Annotated in this window: 17 protein-coding genes; 8 read left to right on the forward strand and 9 right to left on the reverse strand. The window is 71.3% G+C overall.

The annotated features are described in order from the left end of the window. Positions 1-10: 10 nt before the first annotated feature. A complete protein-coding gene (locus P5G59_RS14555) occupies positions 11-649 on the reverse strand; it encodes a Maf family protein (RefSeq protein ID WP_301220143.1) in 639 nt (212 codons plus the stop codon). A 24-nt stretch (positions 650-673) separates the two neighbouring features. Between P5G59_RS14555 and P5G59_RS14560 the strand changes: the two genes are divergently transcribed. From P5G59_RS14560 to P5G59_RS14575, 4 genes are read left to right on the forward strand one after another with little or no spacing between them, the layout of a single operon-like run. Next, positions 674-1,966, forward strand: a complete 1,293-nt coding sequence (locus P5G59_RS14560) for a class I SAM-dependent RNA methyltransferase (RefSeq protein ID WP_301219718.1) — start codon at positions 674-676, stop codon at positions 1,964-1,966. A 44-nt stretch (positions 1,967-2,010) separates the two neighbouring features. Continuing rightward, a complete protein-coding gene (locus P5G59_RS14565) occupies positions 2,011-2,670 on the forward strand; it encodes a response regulator transcription factor (protein WP_175335526.1) in 660 nt (219 codons plus the stop codon). Beyond that, a complete protein-coding gene (locus P5G59_RS14570) occupies positions 2,657-3,952 on the forward strand; it encodes a sensor histidine kinase (protein ID WP_301219719.1) in 1,296 nt (431 codons plus the stop codon). Before P5G59_RS14565 ends, P5G59_RS14570 begins: the two co-directional genes overlap by 14 nt. Then, entirely contained in the window at positions 3,949-4,971 is a 1,023-nt protein-coding gene (locus tag P5G59_RS14575; protein ID WP_301219720.1) for a hypothetical protein, read from the forward strand. The genes P5G59_RS14570 and P5G59_RS14575 overlap by 4 nt, the downstream gene beginning before the upstream one ends. Before the next feature lie 405 nt (positions 4,972-5,376). On the opposite strand, the gene P5G59_RS14580 is transcribed toward P5G59_RS14575, so the two are convergent. Beyond that, positions 5,377-5,625, reverse strand: coding sequence for an acyl-CoA carboxylase epsilon subunit (locus tag P5G59_RS14580; RefSeq protein ID WP_301219721.1), 249 nt, complete (start codon positions 5,623-5,625; stop codon positions 5,377-5,379). Continuing rightward, on the reverse strand, positions 5,622-7,244 hold the full coding sequence (locus P5G59_RS14585; protein ID WP_301220144.1) for an acyl-CoA carboxylase subunit beta: 1,623 nt from the start codon (positions 7,242-7,244) through the stop codon (positions 5,622-5,624). The genes P5G59_RS14580 and P5G59_RS14585 overlap by 4 nt, the downstream gene beginning before the upstream one ends. Before the next feature lie 94 nt (positions 7,245-7,338). Here P5G59_RS14585 and P5G59_RS14590 point away from each other — a divergent pair, with 94 nt between their 5' ends. Together P5G59_RS14590 and P5G59_RS14595 are read left to right on the forward strand one after the other, a co-directional pair. Continuing rightward, complete coding sequence (locus P5G59_RS14590) at positions 7,339-8,100, forward strand: biotin--[acetyl-CoA-carboxylase] ligase (RefSeq protein WP_301219722.1); 762 nt, start codon at positions 7,339-7,341, stop codon at positions 8,098-8,100. A gap of 6 nt (positions 8,101-8,106) precedes the next feature. Further along, positions 8,107-8,664 carry a PH domain-containing protein gene (locus P5G59_RS14595; RefSeq protein WP_301219723.1) on the forward strand — a complete coding sequence of 186 codons (558 nt, stop codon included), beginning with the start codon at positions 8,107-8,109 and terminating at the stop codon, positions 8,662-8,664. Here P5G59_RS14595 and P5G59_RS14600 read toward each other — a convergent pair. Then, positions 8,626-9,192, reverse strand: coding sequence for a GtrA family protein (locus P5G59_RS14600; RefSeq protein WP_301219724.1), 567 nt, complete (start codon positions 9,190-9,192; stop codon positions 8,626-8,628). The genes P5G59_RS14595 and P5G59_RS14600 overlap by 39 nt on opposite strands. A gap of 120 nt (positions 9,193-9,312) precedes the next feature. Here P5G59_RS14600 and P5G59_RS14605 point away from each other — a divergent pair, with 120 nt between their 5' ends. Next, positions 9,313-10,455: a 5-(carboxyamino)imidazole ribonucleotide synthase gene (locus P5G59_RS14605; RefSeq protein WP_301219725.1), complete on the forward strand. Its 1,143-nt coding sequence runs from the start codon at positions 9,313-9,315 to the stop codon at positions 10,453-10,455. 1 nt (position 10,456) lies between these two features. Here the strand turns inward: P5G59_RS14605 and P5G59_RS14610 are convergent, their stop codons facing one another. Together P5G59_RS14610 and purE are read right to left on the reverse strand one after the other, a co-directional pair. Then, on the reverse strand, positions 10,457-11,815 hold the full coding sequence (locus P5G59_RS14610; protein WP_301219726.1) for an LCP family protein: 1,359 nt from the start codon (positions 11,813-11,815) through the stop codon (positions 10,457-10,459). 10 nt (positions 11,816-11,825) lie between these two features. Continuing rightward, a complete protein-coding gene (gene purE, locus P5G59_RS14615) occupies positions 11,826-12,329 on the reverse strand; it encodes a 5-(carboxyamino)imidazole ribonucleotide mutase (protein ID WP_301219727.1) in 504 nt (167 codons plus the stop codon). A gap of 138 nt (positions 12,330-12,467) precedes the next feature. On the opposite strand from purE, the gene P5G59_RS14620 reads away from it, so the two are divergent. Next, a complete protein-coding gene (locus tag P5G59_RS14620; RefSeq protein WP_301219728.1) occupies positions 12,468-13,706 on the forward strand; it encodes an acyltransferase family protein in 1,239 nt (412 codons plus the stop codon). Here P5G59_RS14620 and P5G59_RS14625 read toward each other — a convergent pair. From P5G59_RS14625 to rfbB, 3 genes are read right to left on the reverse strand one after another with little or no spacing between them, the layout of a single operon-like run. Further along, positions 13,691-14,836: a glycosyltransferase family 4 protein gene (locus P5G59_RS14625; protein ID WP_301219729.1), complete on the reverse strand. Its 1,146-nt coding sequence runs from the start codon at positions 14,834-14,836 to the stop codon at positions 13,691-13,693. The genes P5G59_RS14620 and P5G59_RS14625 overlap by 16 nt on opposite strands. Then, positions 14,833-15,684 carry a dTDP-4-dehydrorhamnose reductase gene (gene rfbD, locus P5G59_RS14630; RefSeq protein WP_301219730.1) on the reverse strand — a complete coding sequence of 284 codons (852 nt, stop codon included), beginning with the start codon at positions 15,682-15,684 and terminating at the stop codon, positions 14,833-14,835. Before rfbD ends, P5G59_RS14625 begins: the two co-directional genes overlap by 4 nt. Beyond that, on the reverse strand, positions 15,684-16,673 hold the full coding sequence (rfbB, locus tag P5G59_RS14635; protein WP_301219731.1) for a dTDP-glucose 4,6-dehydratase: 990 nt from the start codon (positions 16,671-16,673) through the stop codon (positions 15,684-15,686). The genes rfbD and rfbB overlap by 1 nt, the downstream gene beginning before the upstream one ends. Between the last annotated feature and the right edge of the window lie 66 nt (positions 16,674-16,739).

Raw genomic sequence — 16,739 nt, forward strand, 5'->3', positions numbered from 1 at the left:
GGTCCGCGGTTCAGTGGCCGCGATTCCAGAGCGAGGTCCACTCCACGCCGAGCTCGCGCACCAGCTCGCGCAGCGTCGAGAGCGAGAGCCCGACCACCGTGCTCGGGTCGCCCTCCACCGCCGTGATGAACGGCCCGCCGAGGCTGTCGATCGTGAACGCCCCGGCGACCTCCAGCGGCTCACCGCTCGCGACGTACGCGTCGATCTCGGTGTCCGTCACGTCGGCGAAGGTCACCGACGCTGTGGCCGTACGGCCGGCGGCGGCGTTCTCACGTCCCTCCCGGTGGTCGATCAGCCAGTGGCCCGAGTGCAGCACGCCGGTGCGGCCGCGCTGCTGCAGCCAGCGGTCCCGCGCGACCTCGGGGAGGTGCGGCTTGCCGTGGATGGCTCCGTCGATCTCGAAGGCGGAGTCGCCGCCCAGGATGAGGCCGTCGATCGGCTCCCCGTCGAGGGTGCCGCGCACCGCCTCCGCTTTGAGCCGGGCGAGCAGCTGCACCATGGCGCCTGCACTGAGCGGACCGTGCTCGGCCTCCGCCGCGGCGACGGCGGCCGGCTCGTCGACGTGCGACGGCACGACGATCGGCTCGATCCCCGCCGCACGCAGCAGGGCCAGCCGGGCGGGGGAGGTGGAGGCGAGGTAGAGGCGCATGGTCACCTGTGGGATGCTCGAAGGATGCCCCAGAAGGACGAGGTCGAGCTCGACATTACCAACGTCGCCCACGGAGGCGTGTTCGTCGCCCGCCACGAGGGACGGGTCGTCTTCGTGCCGGACACGATGCCGGGGGAGCGGGTGCGCGCCCGCATCGCGGACACCAGCCACGACCGGTTCTGGCGCGGCGAAGTGGTGGAGGTCGTCGAGGCGTCGCCCGAGCGGCAGCCGCACGTCTGGGCGGCGGCGTCCGTCGAGCGCGCGCCCGGTCGGCGCGCCGGCGGTGCCGAGTTCGGCCACATCCGCCTGGAGCACCAACGCGAGCTCAAGCGCCGGGTGATCGGGGACGCTCTGCAGCGCACCGCGAAGCTCGCTCCCGAGGCCATCGCCGCGGCGGGCGTCGGCGGCGGCCGTGTGGAGGTCGAGCCCGTCGACGACGAGACCCCGGACGGCACGGGATGGCGCACCCGCGTGCGCCTGCAAGTCGACGCGGACGGCCGCATCGGCCCGTTCGCCCCGCGGTCGCACACCGTGATCCCGGTCGAGGACCACCCGCTGGCGACCCCTCTCGTGCAGGAGACGGCGCCGTTCGGCCGGCTCTTCCCCGGTGCCGAGTCGGTGGACGTGGTGGCCACGGGCCTCGGCGCGTCGCACGTGCTCGTCAACGACCCGCCGGTCCGCTCCGGGCGGCGCAGCGTGCGTCCGCGCCGAAGCCCGGTCCCCATCCGCGAGCGTGTCGGCGATCGCGAGTTCCGCCTCGACGCCCGTGGGTTCTGGCAGGTGCACCGCGGCGCGGCGCAGACCCTGACGACCGCGGTGTCCTCCGCCGTGGACGAGGCTCTGTTCGACCCGCGCGCCGCGAACCTCGACCTCTACGGCGGCGTCGGGCTCCTCGCCGCGGCGCTCGGCGACCGCTTCGGCTCGACGCTGCGCATCACCTCGGTCGAGAGCAGCGAGACCGCCACCGACGACGCCGCGGAGAACCTCGCCGACTGGGTGGGCGCCGCCGCGGTCACCGACAGGGTGGAGCGCTTCGTCGCGCGGCTCGCGGCCGACGCGTCCGCGTCGGAGCGCGCCCGCCTGCGTGCGGCCACGGTCGTGCTCGACCCGCCGCGGTCCGGCGCCGGACGCGAGGTGGTGGACGCCATCTCGTCGCTCGACCCCGCGCAGGTCGTCTACGTAGCCTGCGACCCGGTCGCCCTCGCCCGCGATCTCGCCTTCTTCGCCGGTCACGGCTACGCGCTGCGCGGCATGCGGGCGTTCGACCTGTTCCCGAACACGCACCACGTCGAGGCGGTCGCCACGCTGACGCGCTGAGCGGTCCGCCCTCCTGAGAGCGTTCACCCCCTACGATGGTCAGCATGGTGCGGGTGGCAATCGTCGACGATCACGAGTCCGTGCGTCTGGGGCTGAAGGCGGCCTGTCAGGACGCGGGGTACGAGGTCGTCGTCACCGCGCCCACCGTCGACGACTTCGTCGCTCAGCTCGGCTCGCAGGAGTGCGACGTCGTCGTGCTCGACCTCTCGCTCGGCGACGGCTCCAAGGTGACCGACAACGTCAAGCGCGCCCAGGCGACAGGCGCGGCCGTGCTGGTGCACAGCATCGCCGACCGCGTCGCCAGCGTGCGCGAGGCGCTCGCCGCGGGAGCCGCGGGCGTCATCCCGAAGTCCTCGCCCACCACCACAGTCATCAGTGCGATCGCGACCGTCGCCCGGGGCGACGTGCTCAACAACCTGGAGTGGGCGACCGCGATCGACGCCGACAGCGACTTCGCGAAGGCCCAGCTCGGCCGCCGGGAGCGCGATGTGCTCCACCTCTATGCTTCCGGTCTCCCGCTGAAGGCCGTCGCCGCCCAGCTGGGCATCGCCAACTCGACCGCACGCGAGTATCTCGACCGCATCCGCGTCAAGTACGTGGAGGTGGGCCGTCCCGCCCCGACGAAGGTGGACCTCCTCCGCCGGGCGGTGGAGGACGGCATCCTCCCCGGGCTCGATCCCGAGACGGGCAATGAGCGCTCCTAGCGGGGTCCGCCCGGGGCTCCCGCTGGAGTCGGCGAAGCCCCGCAACCCCCTCAGCCGGGCGCGGATCGAGCGCATCGCCGATCGCACGGTCTCGGCCTTCGGCCTCGTCTTCGGGCTGCAGACCCTCCCCACGGTGCTCGGCCAGCTGAAGGACCTGCGCGAGCCGTGGGGGCTCGTGTGGCTGGTGATCGTGTTCGGCGGCCTCGCCCTCACCGTTCTGCTCGCGATCGTGCAGCGCGGCGTGAAGATCGCCATGGGCATCCTCGCCGTCGTGTACCTCGCCGCAATCGTCACGTGGCCTCTGCTGGTGGCGCACCCCAGCGCCTTCGGCTCCGACAAACCGTGGGTCTGGTTCCTCTGCTCGGTGTTCACGGCGTTCGCCGCGGTGGCCTACCCGCTCTGGCTCGCCATCGCCTACACCTTCGTCGCGCCGATCGCCTACGGCATCGTGCGCGCCCTCCCGGCGGGCGGCGGTGTCGGCTTCGAGCTGGCCGCGCTCGACACGATCTACGCCATCATCCTCGGCGGCGTCATCCTCGCCATCATCGCGATGATGCGGCAGGCGTCGAGCGCGGTGGACACGGCCCAGAGCCAGGCGCTCGCCCGCTACGCCACCGCGGTCCGGCAGCACGCCACCGAGGTCGAGCGCGTGCAGGTCGACGCCATCGTGCACGACAGCGTTCTCACGACGCTCCTGTCGGCCGCGTCGGCGCGCTCGCCCGAGCAGAAGGAGCTGGCCGCCGCGATGGCGGCCGACGCGATCGGGCACCTGCACGCGGCCGAGGCGGCGCCGCCGGAGGACCAGTCCCTCGTCGGACTCGACAGCCTCTCCGACCGGCTCGTCACGGCGGCCAACGCGTTCTCGTCGCCGTTCGAGGTGGAGGTGCGCGACGTGGAGGTGCACACCCTCCCCGTGAACGTGGCCGACGCCCTCTACTCGGCGGCCGTGCAGGCGATGGTGAACAGCATCCAGCACGCCGGAGGCGCGGAGGTGTCGCGCAGCGTCTCGATCCGCGGCGGGAGCCCGGCCGCGACGGTGCAGGTCGTCGTCCGCGACGACGGCCGCGGCTTCAGCGAGTCCGAGGTCCCGGCCGAGCGGCTCGGGCTGCGGATCAGCATCCGGGACCGGATCGCGAAGGTGGGCGGCTCCGCCGACATCGCGTCCACGCCGGGCGAGGGGACGACCGTGACCATCCTGTGGCCGGCGGCGCAGCAGGTGGCGCCCGCCGCGGCGGCGCTCCACGAGCCGGTCCCCTCCGGCCACCCGGAGGTGGCCGAGTGATCACCCTCAACCGCGTCCTCTTCCTGATCCTGGGCGCGCTGTTCTCGGCGTACCACCTGTTCCTCGCGCTCTCGTCGCTCTCGACGCCGCGCTCACCCGGGCCGGCCATCGTCGCGATGGTCCTGTACGGCGTCGCGACCGTGCTCAGCCTGTGGCCGACGAGCCCGACGAAGATGCCGCTCTGGCTGGCGGCGTTCGACCTCGCCGTCTGCGTCGTCATCCCGATCCTCGTCACCAGCCAGCTCGATCCGGCGAAGGACAACGGCTACGCCACCTGGTACGTCGCCGCGGTCGGCACGCTGATGACCATCTGCGCCGTTCGGCGGCAGCAGCTCGTCGCCTGGGCCGGGGTCGGCTTCCTCGCCGTGCAGACGGTGGTCTGGGCAGGCCTCGGCGCGCTCGCCGGTCTCGGCGTGATCGGCTCCGTGGTGTGGGTCGGCGTCGCGGTCGTGATCTCCGGTTCGCTGGCGAAGGCCGGGCGGGACGCCCTGCAGTTCGCGCGCGCGGAGCGCGAGGCGACCGAGTGGCAGGCGGCGCAGGAGGCGCACGTCATGGAGCGGCAGCTGCGGCTGCGGCAGACGTACCGCGTCGCCGCGCCCATGCTCGCGGAGATCGTGCGCCGCGGCGGGGACCTGACCGAGGCCGAGCGGCGCGAGTGCCGCTACCTGGAGGGCGCGATCCGCGACGAGATCCGTGGCAGGCGGCTGCTCAACGACGACGTGCGCCGTGAGGTGATGGATGCCCGCCGGCGCGGTGTCGTGGTCAGCCTGCTCGACGAGGGCGGCATCGACGACCTCGACCAGCGCGGGCTCGAGACCGTGCTCCGGCGGCTGGCCGAAGCGATCCGCGGCACGACGACGGACAAGCTGATCGTCCGCACCGTCCCGCGGTCCTCGAAGACGGCGGTCACCGTCGTCGGCCTGCGGATGTCGGACGACGGAGCGGCCAACGCCCTCGGCGCGGACACCGAGGACGACGAGGTCGACCTCTGGCTCGAGATCCCGCGTCCCGTCGCCTGACCCCGGCGGCGCCGCCCGACCGCGAGTGCTGCCCTGTGGAACGACTGCGGCGCGTCGCGTAGCCGCAGACGTTCCCGGAGGCCGCAGACGCTCTGGCCCCTTAACGAGGAGAAAGGGGCCGACACCCGAATTGTCGGCCCCTTTTCAAACCCCGAGTCAGGGCGACAACCCGAATATCGCCCTGACTCGCCCCCAAAGCACTCGCCCGCTTACCCTAGTCGGCGAGTGATTGGCGGTGTGACTCACGAGGAGAGACACCTAGCAATAACTATATTGACGGCACTCCCAGCAATTACATAGTCGTCATTTTGGAGGACAGCGGGGGACACAGCACGACCCCCGTTCGAGGCGCATCCAGACGATTCCGCGTGTCCCGCACGCGGGGGACACCCCGATCGGGGTACATCAGCCCGCGAAGCCGCGCCAGGCGCCCGGGCCGGGACGCAGTTCGGAGCGCAGCGCCCGCTGCGTCCGCGCCCAGCCGTCAGGACCGTGCTCGGCCCGTGCCTGCTTGTCGGCCTCCGCCTGCTCGGCCGCGGCGGCCGCGAGCACGGCCGTCACCGCGGCGACCTCCTCCGGCGTGACGCCGGGCGTGAGGAACCGGAGCTCCGACGGGTCGAGTGCGCCGGCACCCTCTGCGGAGTGCGCGCTCACAGCGGGATGTTCCCGTGCTTCTTGGGCGGGAGGGACGCGCGCTTGGTGCGCAGCGCCCGCAGCGCCTTGATCACCGACACGCGCGTCGCGGCCGGCTCGATCACGCCGTCCAGCTCGCCGCGCTCCGCCGCGAGGAACGGGCTCGCCACGTTGTACGTGTACTCGTTCGCGAGCTTCGTGCGGACGGCGGCGACGTCCTCGCCTGCCTCCTCCGCGCGCTTGATCTCGCCGCGGTACAGGATGTTGACCGCGCCCTGACCGCCCATCACGGCGATCTCCGCCGTCGGCCACGCGAGGTTGATGTCGGCGCCCAGCTGCTTCGAGCCCATGACGATGTAGGCGCCGCCGTAGGCCTTGCGCGTGATGATCGTGACGAGCGGCACGGTCGCCTCCGCGTACGCGTACAGCAGCTTCGCGCCGCGCCGGATGACGCCCGTCCACTCCTGGTCCGTGCCGGGCAGGTAGCCGGGCACGTCGACGAGGGTGAGGATCGGGATGCTGAACGAGTCGCAGAAGCGGACGAACCGGGAGGCCTTCTCGCCCGCGTCGATGTTGAGCGTGCCGGCCATCGAGCTCGGCTGGTTGGCGACGATACCGACCGAGCGGCCCTCGACGCGCGCGAAGCCGATGACGATGTTCGGCGCGAACAGCGGCTGGACCTCCAGGAACTCACCGTCATCGACGATGCCCTCGATGATCGTCTTCACGTCGTACGGCTGGTTCGGCGAGTCCGGGATGACCGTGTTGAGGCGTCGGTCGGCGTCCGTGATCTCCAGCTCCGGCTCCGCCTGGAAGGTGGGGAGCTCGGCCAGATTGTTCTGCGGCAGGTAGCTGAGCAGGGTGCGCGCGTAGTCGAGCGCGTCCTCCTCGTCGCTCGCCAGGTAGTGCGAGACGCCGGACACCTTGTTGTGGGTGAGCGCGCCGCCGAGCTCCTCGAAGCCGACGTCCTCGCCGGTGACGGTCTTGATCACGTCGGGGCCGGTGACGAACATGTGGCTCGACTTGTCGACCATGATCACGAAGTCGGTGAGGGCGGGGGAGTACACCGCGCCGCCGGCCGCCGGGCCCATGACGATGGATATCTGCGGGATGACGCCCGAGGCGGCGGTGTTGCGGCGGAAAATCTCGCCGTACTTGCCGAGCGCGACGACGCCCTCCTGGATGCGCGCGCCGCCGGAGTCGAGGATGCCGATCATCGGGACCCCGGTCTTGAGCGCGTGGTCCATCACCTTGATGATCTTCTCGCCGGCGACCTCGCCGAGCGAGCCGCCGAAGATCGTGAAGTCCTGGCTGAACACCGCGACGTTGCGGCCGTGGATGGTGCCGACGCCGGTGACGACCGCGTCGCCGTACGGACGCTTCGCCTCCATGCCGAAGGCGTGCGTGCGGTGGCGCACGAACTCGTCGAATTCGACGAAGGAGCCCTGGTCGAGGAGGAGGTCGATGCGCTCGCGCGCGGTCAGCTTGCCCTTGGCGTGCTGCTTCTCGATGGCCGCCTGCCCGCTCGCGGTCACGGCCTCGTGGAACCGTTCCTTCAGGTCGGCGAGCTTGCCGGCGGTGGTGGTCAGGTCGGGGAGCTGTTCGGTCTGACGGGGTTCGGTGTCGGTCACGCCGTTCACTCTACCGGCCAGTCGAATGGGCATGCCTTTGAGGAATTCCTACAAATCCACGCGCCTGCACTGGCGGAGAGGCCCAGTGCGGGAGACTGTGCGTGTGGAGTTCCGACGCAGCCGTGCCATCGTCCCCGTGCTCGAGGTCCTGCCCGAGGCGGGCTCGACCAACGACGTGCTGCGCGCGCGCGCGGGCGACCTGCCCGACCTGGCCGTGCTCGTCACGGGCAACCAGACCGGGGGCCGCGGCCGGCTGGGACGGGACTGGGTGACCCCGCCGGGGACGGCCCTCGCGATCTCCGTGCTGCTGAAGCCCGTGGGCCTCCCGCCGACGTCGTTCGGCTGGTTCCCGCTGCTGGCGGGGCTGGCCATGAGCCGCGCGCTCGGGCCGCTGGTGCCGGGCGGTGTCCAGGTGAAGTGGCCGAACGATGTGTTGATCGAGGGGGACAAGGTCTGCGGCATCCTGGCGGAGTTGCTGCCCGGGATGTCCGGCCTCGTCATCGGCGCGGGCGTGAACCTGGTGCAGACCCGGGAGCAGCTGCCGACGGCGACCTCGACCTCCCTCGCGCTCGCGGGCGCCGAGGTGGTCGACCCCGATGCGGTGCTGTCGGCCTACCTCATCCAGCTGTCGACGCTCTACCGCGACTTCCTGTCCGCGAGCGGCGACCCGAACCGCAGCGCGCTGCGCGACGAGGTGGTGGAGGCATGCCACACCATCGGGCGCCCGGTGCGCGTCCAGCTGCCGTCGGGGGACGACCTGCTCGGCACGGCGGTGGGCATCGACGACGACGGCCGGCTGATCGTGGAGTCGGATGCGGGCCGCACCGCGGTCGCAGCGGGCGACGTGACGCACCTGCGGTATTAATTGAGCATGACCAGCAGCATGGACGGGACCGCCGCGCAGCCCGCCCAGCCGCCCGAGCGCGTGATCGCCCGGCTGCGTTCGAACGCCCGCCGGCTGTTCTGGCCGAGCCTGGTGCTGATCGCGGCCGCCGGAGCCGTGGGCTACTTCGCGGGCCAGGTCGAGCAGGTCTGGGAGATCGTGCTGCTGTGGTCGGCCGCCGCCGCCGTCGTGCTGCTGTTGTTCCTGCTCCCGCTGGCCGCGTGGCTGAGCCGTCGCTACACGATCACCACGCGCCGGCTCATCATCCGGCATGGCTTCTTCGTGCGCGTGCGGCAGGAGCTGCTGCACAGCCGCGGCTACGACGTGCGCGTCCGCCGCACCTGGCTGCAGAGCGCGTTCCGCTCCGGCGACGTGCTCATCAACTCCGGTCTCGAGCACCCGGTGGTGCTGAAGGACGTGCCGAAGGCCGATCAGGTGCAGCGCGCGCTGAGCGAGCTGATGGACCACTCCCAGACCGTCGTCGCGGTCCGGCGGCAGCAGTCCGAGTCAGTCTCCGACGAGACGACCGTCTGGGGTGCGCGCTAGCGTCGACCCGGTCACGACGGGAACCTCGGCGCGAGCCGGACGAGCCGTGGTCGCCTTCGCCGGAGCTTTGCGGGCCGCGCGGTCGGGCGAGAACACCCACCAGCGGTAGAGCGCGAACCGCGCCAGCATCCCGATGGCGAGCCCCACGATGTTCGCCGAGATGTTGTCGGCGACAGGGTTCTGCATGCCGAGGAGGTAGTGCGACACCCACACGCAGACCAGCGGGATGCCCGTTCCGGTCGCGAGGCTGACCGCGAAGAACTCGATGCCCTCGCGTGCCGCGCTGTGCTGGCGCTGGCCGGAGAACGCCCAGTACCGGTTGCCGATCCAGTTGGTGAGGATGGCGATGACCGTCGCGATGATGGTCGAGTAGATCGTCGCGTGCGGGACACCCCGCAGCACGATCAGGAGCATCACGTTGAAGACGACGAGGTTCACGACGAAACCGACCGCCCCGACCGCGCCGAACTTGATCAGCTGCGGGAGGAGCCGCGCCTTTCGCGCCCCCGTCGGAGTTTCTCTCGTCATGCCCCCGCCTGAAGATAAGGAAAGATGGTCAGTGCGTTCGTCACAGTACGCGGAGCAGGTTTCGCATTCCTGTGAATCACCCCCGGCCAGCATGAAAAGTATCAGAGGAGCGAGTGGTCCATGGCTAGTCACAAGATCGGCGTGATCGGTGGAGGTCAGCTGGCCAGGATGATGATCCCCCCGGCGATCGAGCTGGGCGTGGAGATCCGCGTGCTCGAGGAGGCCGAGGGCATGAGCGCCGACATCGCGGCGACCGGCGTGGGCGACTACCGCGACCTGGACACCGTGCTGGCGTTCGCCGAGACGGTCGACGTGATCACGTTCGACCACGAGCACGTGCCCCAGGCGGTCCTGCGGGAGCTGGTCTCGCGCGGCGTCCCGGTGCACCCGGGGCCGGATGCCCTCCTCTATGCGCAGGACAAGCTGCAGATGCGCGCCAAGCTGACCGAGCTGGGACTCCCGGTGCCCGACTGGGCGCGGGTGGAGTCGGCCGACGAGCTGGGCGCCTTCCTCGCCGACCACGGCGGCCGCGCCGTCGTGAAGACCGCCCGGGGCGGCTACGACGGCAAAGGCGTCCGCGTGGTGTCCGACGCGAGCGGCGCGGACGACTGGTTCCTCGCGCTCGCCGAGGACGGCCGCGGCGGCGCGCTCCTGGTCGAGGAGCTGGTGCCGTTCCGGCGCGAGCTGGCGCAGCTCGTCGCCCGCCGGCCCTCCGGCGAGATCGCCGCGTGGCCGGTGGTGGAGACGGTGCAGCGCGACGGCGTCTGCGCCGAGGTGCTCGCGCCGGCGCCCGGTTCGGCCGGCCGCGTGGCCGAGGCCGCCGCGGACATCGCGCACCGCGTCGCCGAGGGGCTCGGCGTCACCGGCGTGCTCGCGGTCGAGCTGTTCGAGACCACCGACGGACGGGTCCTCATCAACGAGCTCGCCATGCGCCCGCACAACAGCGGCCACTGGTCGATCGAGGGCGCGGTGACGAGCCAGTTCGAGCAGCACCTGCGCGCCGTGCTCGACCTGCCGCTCGGCTCGACCGAGCCGCGGGCCGACTGGTCGGTGATGGTGAACATCCTGGGCGGCCCGAGCGAGGGGACGCTGCAGGACCGCTACCCGGCCGCGCTCGCCGCGCATCCCGAGGCGAAGTTCCACGGCTACGGCAAGGCGCCGCGCCCCGGCCGCAAGGTCGGTCACGTGACCGTCGTCGGCGGCGAGGACCTCGACGACGTCGTGTACCGCGCCCGCGCGGCCGCGGCCTACTTCGAGGGCTGAACTAGGAGCCCTTCGGCTTCGCGGTCGCCGGGGTGAGCGCCTGGCGCACGAGCTGGCGGATCTGCGTGTAGTCCGGGTTCTCCGGGTCGATCGTCGGCGGCACGAGCTCCAGCTGCTGCACGGGGAGCTTGCGGGTCTTCATCCCGAGGTCGACGAAGTAGCCGAGCATCGACTGCGGGATGTCGGTCTTCATCACCTGAGCGCCGGCGTGGGCGATGTCCTGGAACTTCGACACCACGTTGACCGGGTTCACCTGCTTGAGGATCGCGTCCTGCAGCTCGCGCTGGCGCGCCATGCGGTCGTAGTCGCTGGAACCGTGCCGGGCGCGGGCGTACCACTGGGCGTGGTAGCCGTCGAGGTGGCGCTTGCCGGGCTCGATCCACTCCACGACCCCGTTCAGGTTCTCGTCGCCGCCGATCGGGATGCGGTCCTTGACCGTGATGTCGACGCCGCCGAGGGCGTCCACCAGGTCCGCGAAGCCCTGCATGTCGATCAGCACGTAGTACTGGATGGTCAGGCCGGTCGCGCCCTCCAGCGCGTCTCGCATCGCCTCGATGCCGGGCTCGCTGCCGTTCTTCTTGGCGTTCGGGTACAGGTCGGGCTTGTAGAGCTCCACCTCGGTGTAGATCGAGTTCAGTTGGCAGACGTCGACGTCGCAGCGGTCGTTGTAGCCGTAGCCGTCCGGGTACAGCGCGTGAAGTGGGGACTTCGCCGGGAACGGGACGGGGTCGAGGTCGCGGGGGAGGCCGACGGTGACGGCCTGGCCGGTGTTCGCGTCGATGCTGACGATCGACATGCTGTCGGGGCGGAGGCCGTCGCGGTCGGGGCCGGCGTCGCCGCCGAGCAGCATGATGTTGTAGCGGCCGTTGACTGGAGGCTGCGACGGCCCGGCCGAGAAGATGTCGCCGAGGGCGCCGCGCGCCGAGCCGGCGACCATGGAGGCGTATCCGGCCGTCCCGGTGAGCCCGACGAGCACGAGCACGGAGAACGCGGCGATCCAGCCCCGGGAGTTGCGGCTGGTGCGCACGAGCCGGACCAGACGCAGGGTGTCGAGGGTCAGCACCACCCAGAGCACGGCGTACGCGATCAGCACGGTCTGCACCAGGGTCAGGCTCCCGGCCTGCGTGAACATCGTGTAGATGGACGACGGCGAGATCAGGTAGACAAGGAGCGTCACGATCCCCAGCAGCCAGAGCAGGAGCGTCGAGAGCACGCCGACGCGGCCCAGGATGCGGTTGCCCGCGAGCAGCTGTGCGGAGCCGGGCAGCAGCACGTTCATCGTGACCAGCCACCATCCGCGCTTCGTCATGGTGTGCGACGAGGTGGCGTCGGGGTGGCGCAGCGGCGTTGCGATGGTCATGGGATGCGGCTCACAGCTGGGCTTTGAGTGCCTGGTTCTTCTGCTCGACGCTCGCCTCGAGCTCCGCGGAGAACCGGGCGAGCGCCTCACTGAGGGCCGGGTCGGAGGTGGCGAGGATCTTGATGGCGAGCAGACCCGCGTTGCGCGCGCCGCCGATCGACACGGTCGCGACGGGCACGCCTGCCGGCATCTGCACGATGGAGAGCAGCGAGTCCAGGCCGTCGAGGCGGGCGAGCGGGACGGGCACGCCGACGACGGGGAGCGTCGTGACGGCGGCGAGCATCCCGGGCAGGTGCGCGGCCCCTCCGGCTCCGGCGATGACCACCCGGATGCCGCGGCCGGCGGCCTCCTTGCCGAAGCCGATCATCTTCTCGGGCGTCCGATGGGCCGAGACGACCTCGACCTCGTGGGCGACGCCGAACTCGGTGAGCACGCGCGACGCCTCCTGCATGACCGACCAGTCGGAGTCGGACCCCATGACGACGGAGACCAGCGGGGACGTGTTCTCGGGCATAGCGAACATGCTAGGTGGAGGCCGCCCGCGGGCCGCGCCGCCACGCGGGGCGTACCCAGCTGTCCCCTGAATAGGTCACAGGAACTGCCCAGCGCAAGCCCGTAGCGTCGCCCGCCTATGACGGGTACAGGTGGAAACGTGGGAGAGAAGACGAGACACGCCACGGGCGGCCGCTTGGCCGCGCTCGACGGTCTGCGCGGCATCGCCGCGGTGGTCGTCCTGCTGCACCATGCCATGTACACGAACGCCGACTTCCCCGGCGCCCCCGGAGGCGGGACCGCCCCGACCGGGTCGCCGATGTGGTGGATCAGCTACACGCCGCTGAAGCTGTTCACGGCGGGCGTCGAGTCGGTGATCGTGTTCTTCGTGCTCTCCGGGCTCGTGGTCACGCTTCCGGTCATCCGCAAGCGCGGCTTCGACTGGATCGCCTACTTCCCGCGCCGCGCGGTGCGGCTGCTGGTGCCGGTGATGGCCTCCGTGCTGCTCGCCGCGGTCTGGGTCATGGCGATCCCGCAGGTCTCCACCCAGCCCAAGGGCACCTGGTTGAGCAACTCCTCGACGCCGAACTTCGGCTGGGAGTACATCGTGAAGGCGTGGGACCTGCTCGGCGGCGACGGCCAGATCAACAACCCGCTGTGGTCGCTGCGCTGGGAGCTCGTCTTCTCGCTCGCGCTGCCGATCTTCGCCGTGCTCGCGCTCGCGGTGCGCAAGTGGTGGATCGGCGGACTGCTCGCGGCGTGCGCCCTCACCTACCTCGGCGTGCACGCCGGCTCCGGCGAGCTCCAGTACCTGCCGGCGTTCTTCGTCGGCGCGGTGCTGGCCGTCCGGCTCGACGCCGTGCGCAACGTCGCCGACCGCATCAACTCGCACTGGTACCGGCACCCGCTGTGGGCCGCCCTCACCATCGGCAGCCTCCTGCTCCTGATCGCCCCGTGGCTGGTCGGCCCGAACGTCGGCGACCTCACCGAGGTGGAGCCGATCCTGAAGGGGATGGTGCCGCTCGCCGCCGCGGGTCTGGTGGTGGTCGTGCTCGGCTGGAAGCCGCTGCGCGCCCTGTTCGAGACCCGACCGGTGCAGTTCTCCGGGACGATCTCATTCAGCCTGTACCTGGTGCACGTGCCGATCCTCATCTTCAGCACCTACCTCTTCGCCGACCAGCCCTGGTTCGTCGGCCCGTTCCTGTTCGGCATCCCGGTCGCCGTGCTCGTCGCGGTCGGCTTCACCTGGCTGATCGAGAAGCGCAGCCACCTGTGGTCGAAGTCGGTCGGCGCCTGGGCTTCGGAGCGCTACCGCACCTGGTTCGGGCGCGAGGAGGAGCAGACGGCGGAGGCCGGCCACGAGGACCGGACCCGGGAGGTCGCTCAGAGGTCGGCGTGAAGCTGCCAGACCCGCTCGGCCGAGTCGCGCCAGCTGAAGGCCTTCGCCCGATCTGACGCCAGCACTCCCAGTCGCGAGCGCAGCTCGTCGTCGGTGAGCACCCGGCCGATCGCGGCCGCCAGCCGCTCCGTGTACCCGGCGTCGTCGTCGGCCGTCTCGGGACGCTGCACGGCGATGCCCGCGCCGGCGGCGACCTCGATGAGCGCCGGGTCGTCGGAGTGGATGACGGGGAGACCGAACTTGAACGCCTCCACGATCGGCAGGCCGAAGCCCTCCGCCAGGCTCGGGTAGACGAAGAGGGTCGCGCGGGCGAGCGCCACCGCGAGGTCCGCGTCCTCCAGCCGGCCGAGGGGGAGGACCCTGTCCTCGGGGAGGCCCGCGGCGGCGGCCACCCCGGTGGCCGAGCGCTCGCCGACGCGGTCGGGCCCGGCGATCAGCAGTGGGATCTCCTGCGCCTCGGGCCGCGCCATGGCCCGAATGAGCGGCGCGAGCCCCTTGCGCGGCTCGACGGTGCCGAGGGTGAAGGCGTAGCGCTCGGGAAGGCCGAGGCGCTCCGCGCGCTCGTCGGCGTCCGCGGGAAGGCGCAACGTCGTGGCCGGCGCGCCGCCGATGACCCGGATGCGGTCGCCGAAGTCGATGAACTCTGCGAGCCGGTCGGCCACCGCGTGCGTCGGCACGACGACGGCGTCGGCGTGCTTGCGCGCCCGCTTCGCCATCGTCTTGGTCCAGAGCGTGGTGCCCGTGCCGAGCGACTCGGGGTGCGTCCAGGCCAGCGTGTCGTGGATGGTGACCGCGATCTGCTGGTGCTCGAGCCGGTCGTGCCTGCGCAGCGGGGCGAGCAGGGTGGGTGCGTGCAGCATCCCGGGGGCGCCGCCGACCGAGAGACCCGACTGCCACGCCAGGGAGAGCTCGCGCCGGGCGAGCGGCAGGCGGGTGAGGGTCGCGATGCCGGGGAGCCGCCTGCGCACGTGCTCGAGCTGCTCGTCCGAGACGCTGGAGAGGACCCCCTCGACCTCGCAGCCGCGCGGGGCGGTCGCGATCAGCTGCCGGGTCAGTTCCTCGGTGTACCGGCGCGCGCCGCCCGGCTCGTCGGAGACGAGCTCGTCCACGACGACGCGCAGGGTGATCATTCCGCGAAGAGCCCCTCCGCGGCCGCCGCCGCCAGGGCGTCCTGCCACGGCCGCATCGGGGCGAGGCCGGCACGCGTCCAGCCGTCGTGCCCCAGCACGGAGTAGGAGGGACGCGGCGCGGGCCGCACGAAGGTCGCGCTGTCGGTCGGCTTCACCCGCTCGGGATCGAGCCCCGCCTGGGCGAACACCGCTCGCGCGAAGCCGTACCAGGACGTCTCACCGGCGTTCGTGCCGTGATAGACGCCCGCGGGGGCGTCGGCGTCGAGCAGTGCGACGATCTGCGCGGCGAGGTCGCCCGTCCAGGTCGGCTGGCCCAGTTGGTCGTCGACGACGCTCACGGTCTCGTGGCTTCCGGCGAGCTTAACCATGGTCTTGGCGAAGTTCGCGCCGCCGGCGCCGTACAGCCAGGCGGTGCGCACGACGTACGTGCCGTCGGGATGCGCCGCGAGCGCGAGCTCCTCGCCCGCCGCCTTCGTGCGGCCGTAGGCGTTGATCGGGTCGCGCGGGGTGTCCTCGGCGTACGGCGTCGTCGCGTGGCCGTCGAAGACGTAGTCGGTCGACACCGTCACGAACCGGGCGCCGTGGCGGGCGGCCGCCACGGCGAGGTTCTCGGTGCCGAGAGCGTTGATCGCGTAGGCGTCGTCCTCGTGCGTCTCCGCGTCGTCCACCTTCGTGTAGGCGGAGGCGTTGATCACGGCATCGTGGCCGGCGACGGCGGCGAGCACCGCGTCCCGGTCGGTCACATCGAGGTCGGCCCGGGCCAGAGCGGTCACGTCGCGGCCGGCCAGGGCCTTCTGCAGATCCTGGCCGAGCATCCCCGCCGCACCGGCGATCAGGTAGCGGGTCATCAGTTGTCGAGCGCCGCGCGGGCCTTCAGCGGCTCCCACCAGGCGCGGTTGTCGCGGTACCACTGCACCACGTCGGCCAGACCCTGCTGGAACGGGACGAGCGGCTCGTAGCCGAGCTCCGACCGGATCTTGGAGATGTCGACGGAGTAGCGCAGGTCGTGCCCGAGACGGTCGGCGACGCGGTCGACGTACGACCAGTCCTTGCCGGTGGCGTCGAGCAGCAGCTGGGTGAGCTCCTTGTTGGTCAGCTCCGTGCCGCCGCCGATGTTGTAGATCTCGCCTGCGCGGCCGTTCACCAGCACCATGGCGATGCCGCGGGTGTGGTCGTCGACGTGCAGCCAGTCACGGATGTTGTTGCCCTCGCCGTACAGCGGCACGTGCTTGTCGTCGATCAGGTTCGTGACGAACAGCGGGATGACCTTCTCGGGGAAGTGGTACGGCCCGTAGTTGTTCGAGCAGCGCGTGATCGACAGGTTCAGGCCGTGCGTGCGGAAGTAGCTGCGCGCGAGCAGGTCGCTGCCGGCCTTCGACGCCGAGTAGGGGGAGTTCGGCTCGAGCGGGCGGTCCTCCGCCCAGGAGCCCTCGGCGATGGAGCCGTAGACCTCGTCGGTCGACACGTGGACGAAGCGCTTCAGGTCGTTGCGCAGCGCCGCGTCGAGCAGCTGCTGCGTGCCGAGCACGTTCGTCTCGGCGAAGATCGACGCGTCGCGCACGGAGCGGTCGACGTGCGACTCCGCCGCGAAGTGCACCACGGCGTCGACGCTGGGGAAGAGCTCGTCGAGCAGGCCGCCGTCGCGGATGTCGCCCTTGACGAACGAGTAGCGCGGCGAGTCGGCGACCGGGGCGAGGTTCGCCAGGTTGCCGGAGTAGGTCAGCGCGTCGAGCACGACGACCTCTGCGCCCTCGAGTCCGGGGTAGGCGTCCTGCAGGGTGCGGCGGACGAAGTTGGAGCCGATGAAACCGGCGCCACCAGTGACGAGAATCTTCATAGGGAGTCCAGGCTCTTTTCTGTCGGGAAACCGCCTGAGAGTCTACAGGTCGCCGCTTGGTAGACT

The sequence above is a fragment of the Leifsonia virtsii genome (assembly GCF_030433675.1).
GTDB lineage: Bacteria > Actinomycetota > Actinomycetes > Actinomycetales > Microbacteriaceae > Leifsonia > Leifsonia virtsii.

Bases quoted from the DNA above. Each gene is read 5' to 3' on its own strand.
- P5G59_RS14565 (WP_175335526.1), top strand. From the start codon at position 2,011: ATGGTGCGGGTGGCAATCGTCGACGATCACGAGTCCGTGCGTCTGGGG.
- P5G59_RS14555 (WP_301220143.1), bottom strand. From the start codon at position 649: ATGCGCCTCTACCTCGCCTCCACCTCCCCCGCCCGGCTGGCCCTGCTG.
- P5G59_RS14605 (WP_301219725.1), top strand. From the start codon at position 9,313: ATGGCTAGTCACAAGATCGGCGTGATCGGTGGAGGTCAGCTGGCCAGG.
- P5G59_RS14570 (WP_301219719.1), top strand. From the start codon at position 2,657: ATGAGCGCTCCTAGCGGGGTCCGCCCGGGGCTCCCGCTGGAGTCGGCG.
- purE (WP_301219727.1), bottom strand. From the start codon at position 12,329: ATGCCCGAGAACACGTCCCCGCTGGTCTCCGTCGTCATGGGGTCCGAC.
- rfbD (WP_301219730.1), bottom strand. From the start codon at position 15,684: ATGACCCGCTACCTGATCGCCGGTGCGGCGGGGATGCTCGGCCAGGAT.
- P5G59_RS14600 (WP_301219724.1), bottom strand. From the start codon at position 9,192: ATGACGAGAGAAACTCCGACGGGGGCGCGAAAGGCGCGGCTCCTCCCG.
- P5G59_RS14560 (WP_301219718.1), top strand. From the start codon at position 674: ATGCCCCAGAAGGACGAGGTCGAGCTCGACATTACCAACGTCGCCCAC.
- P5G59_RS14595 (WP_301219723.1), top strand. From the start codon at position 8,107: ATGACCAGCAGCATGGACGGGACCGCCGCGCAGCCCGCCCAGCCGCCC.
- P5G59_RS14625 (WP_301219729.1), bottom strand. From the start codon at position 14,836: ATGATCACCCTGCGCGTCGTCGTGGACGAGCTCGTCTCCGACGAGCCG.
- rfbB (WP_301219731.1), bottom strand. From the start codon at position 16,673: ATGAAGATTCTCGTCACTGGTGGCGCCGGTTTCATCGGCTCCAACTTC.
- P5G59_RS14610 (WP_301219726.1), bottom strand. From the start codon at position 11,815: ATGACCATCGCAACGCCGCTGCGCCACCCCGACGCCACCTCGTCGCAC.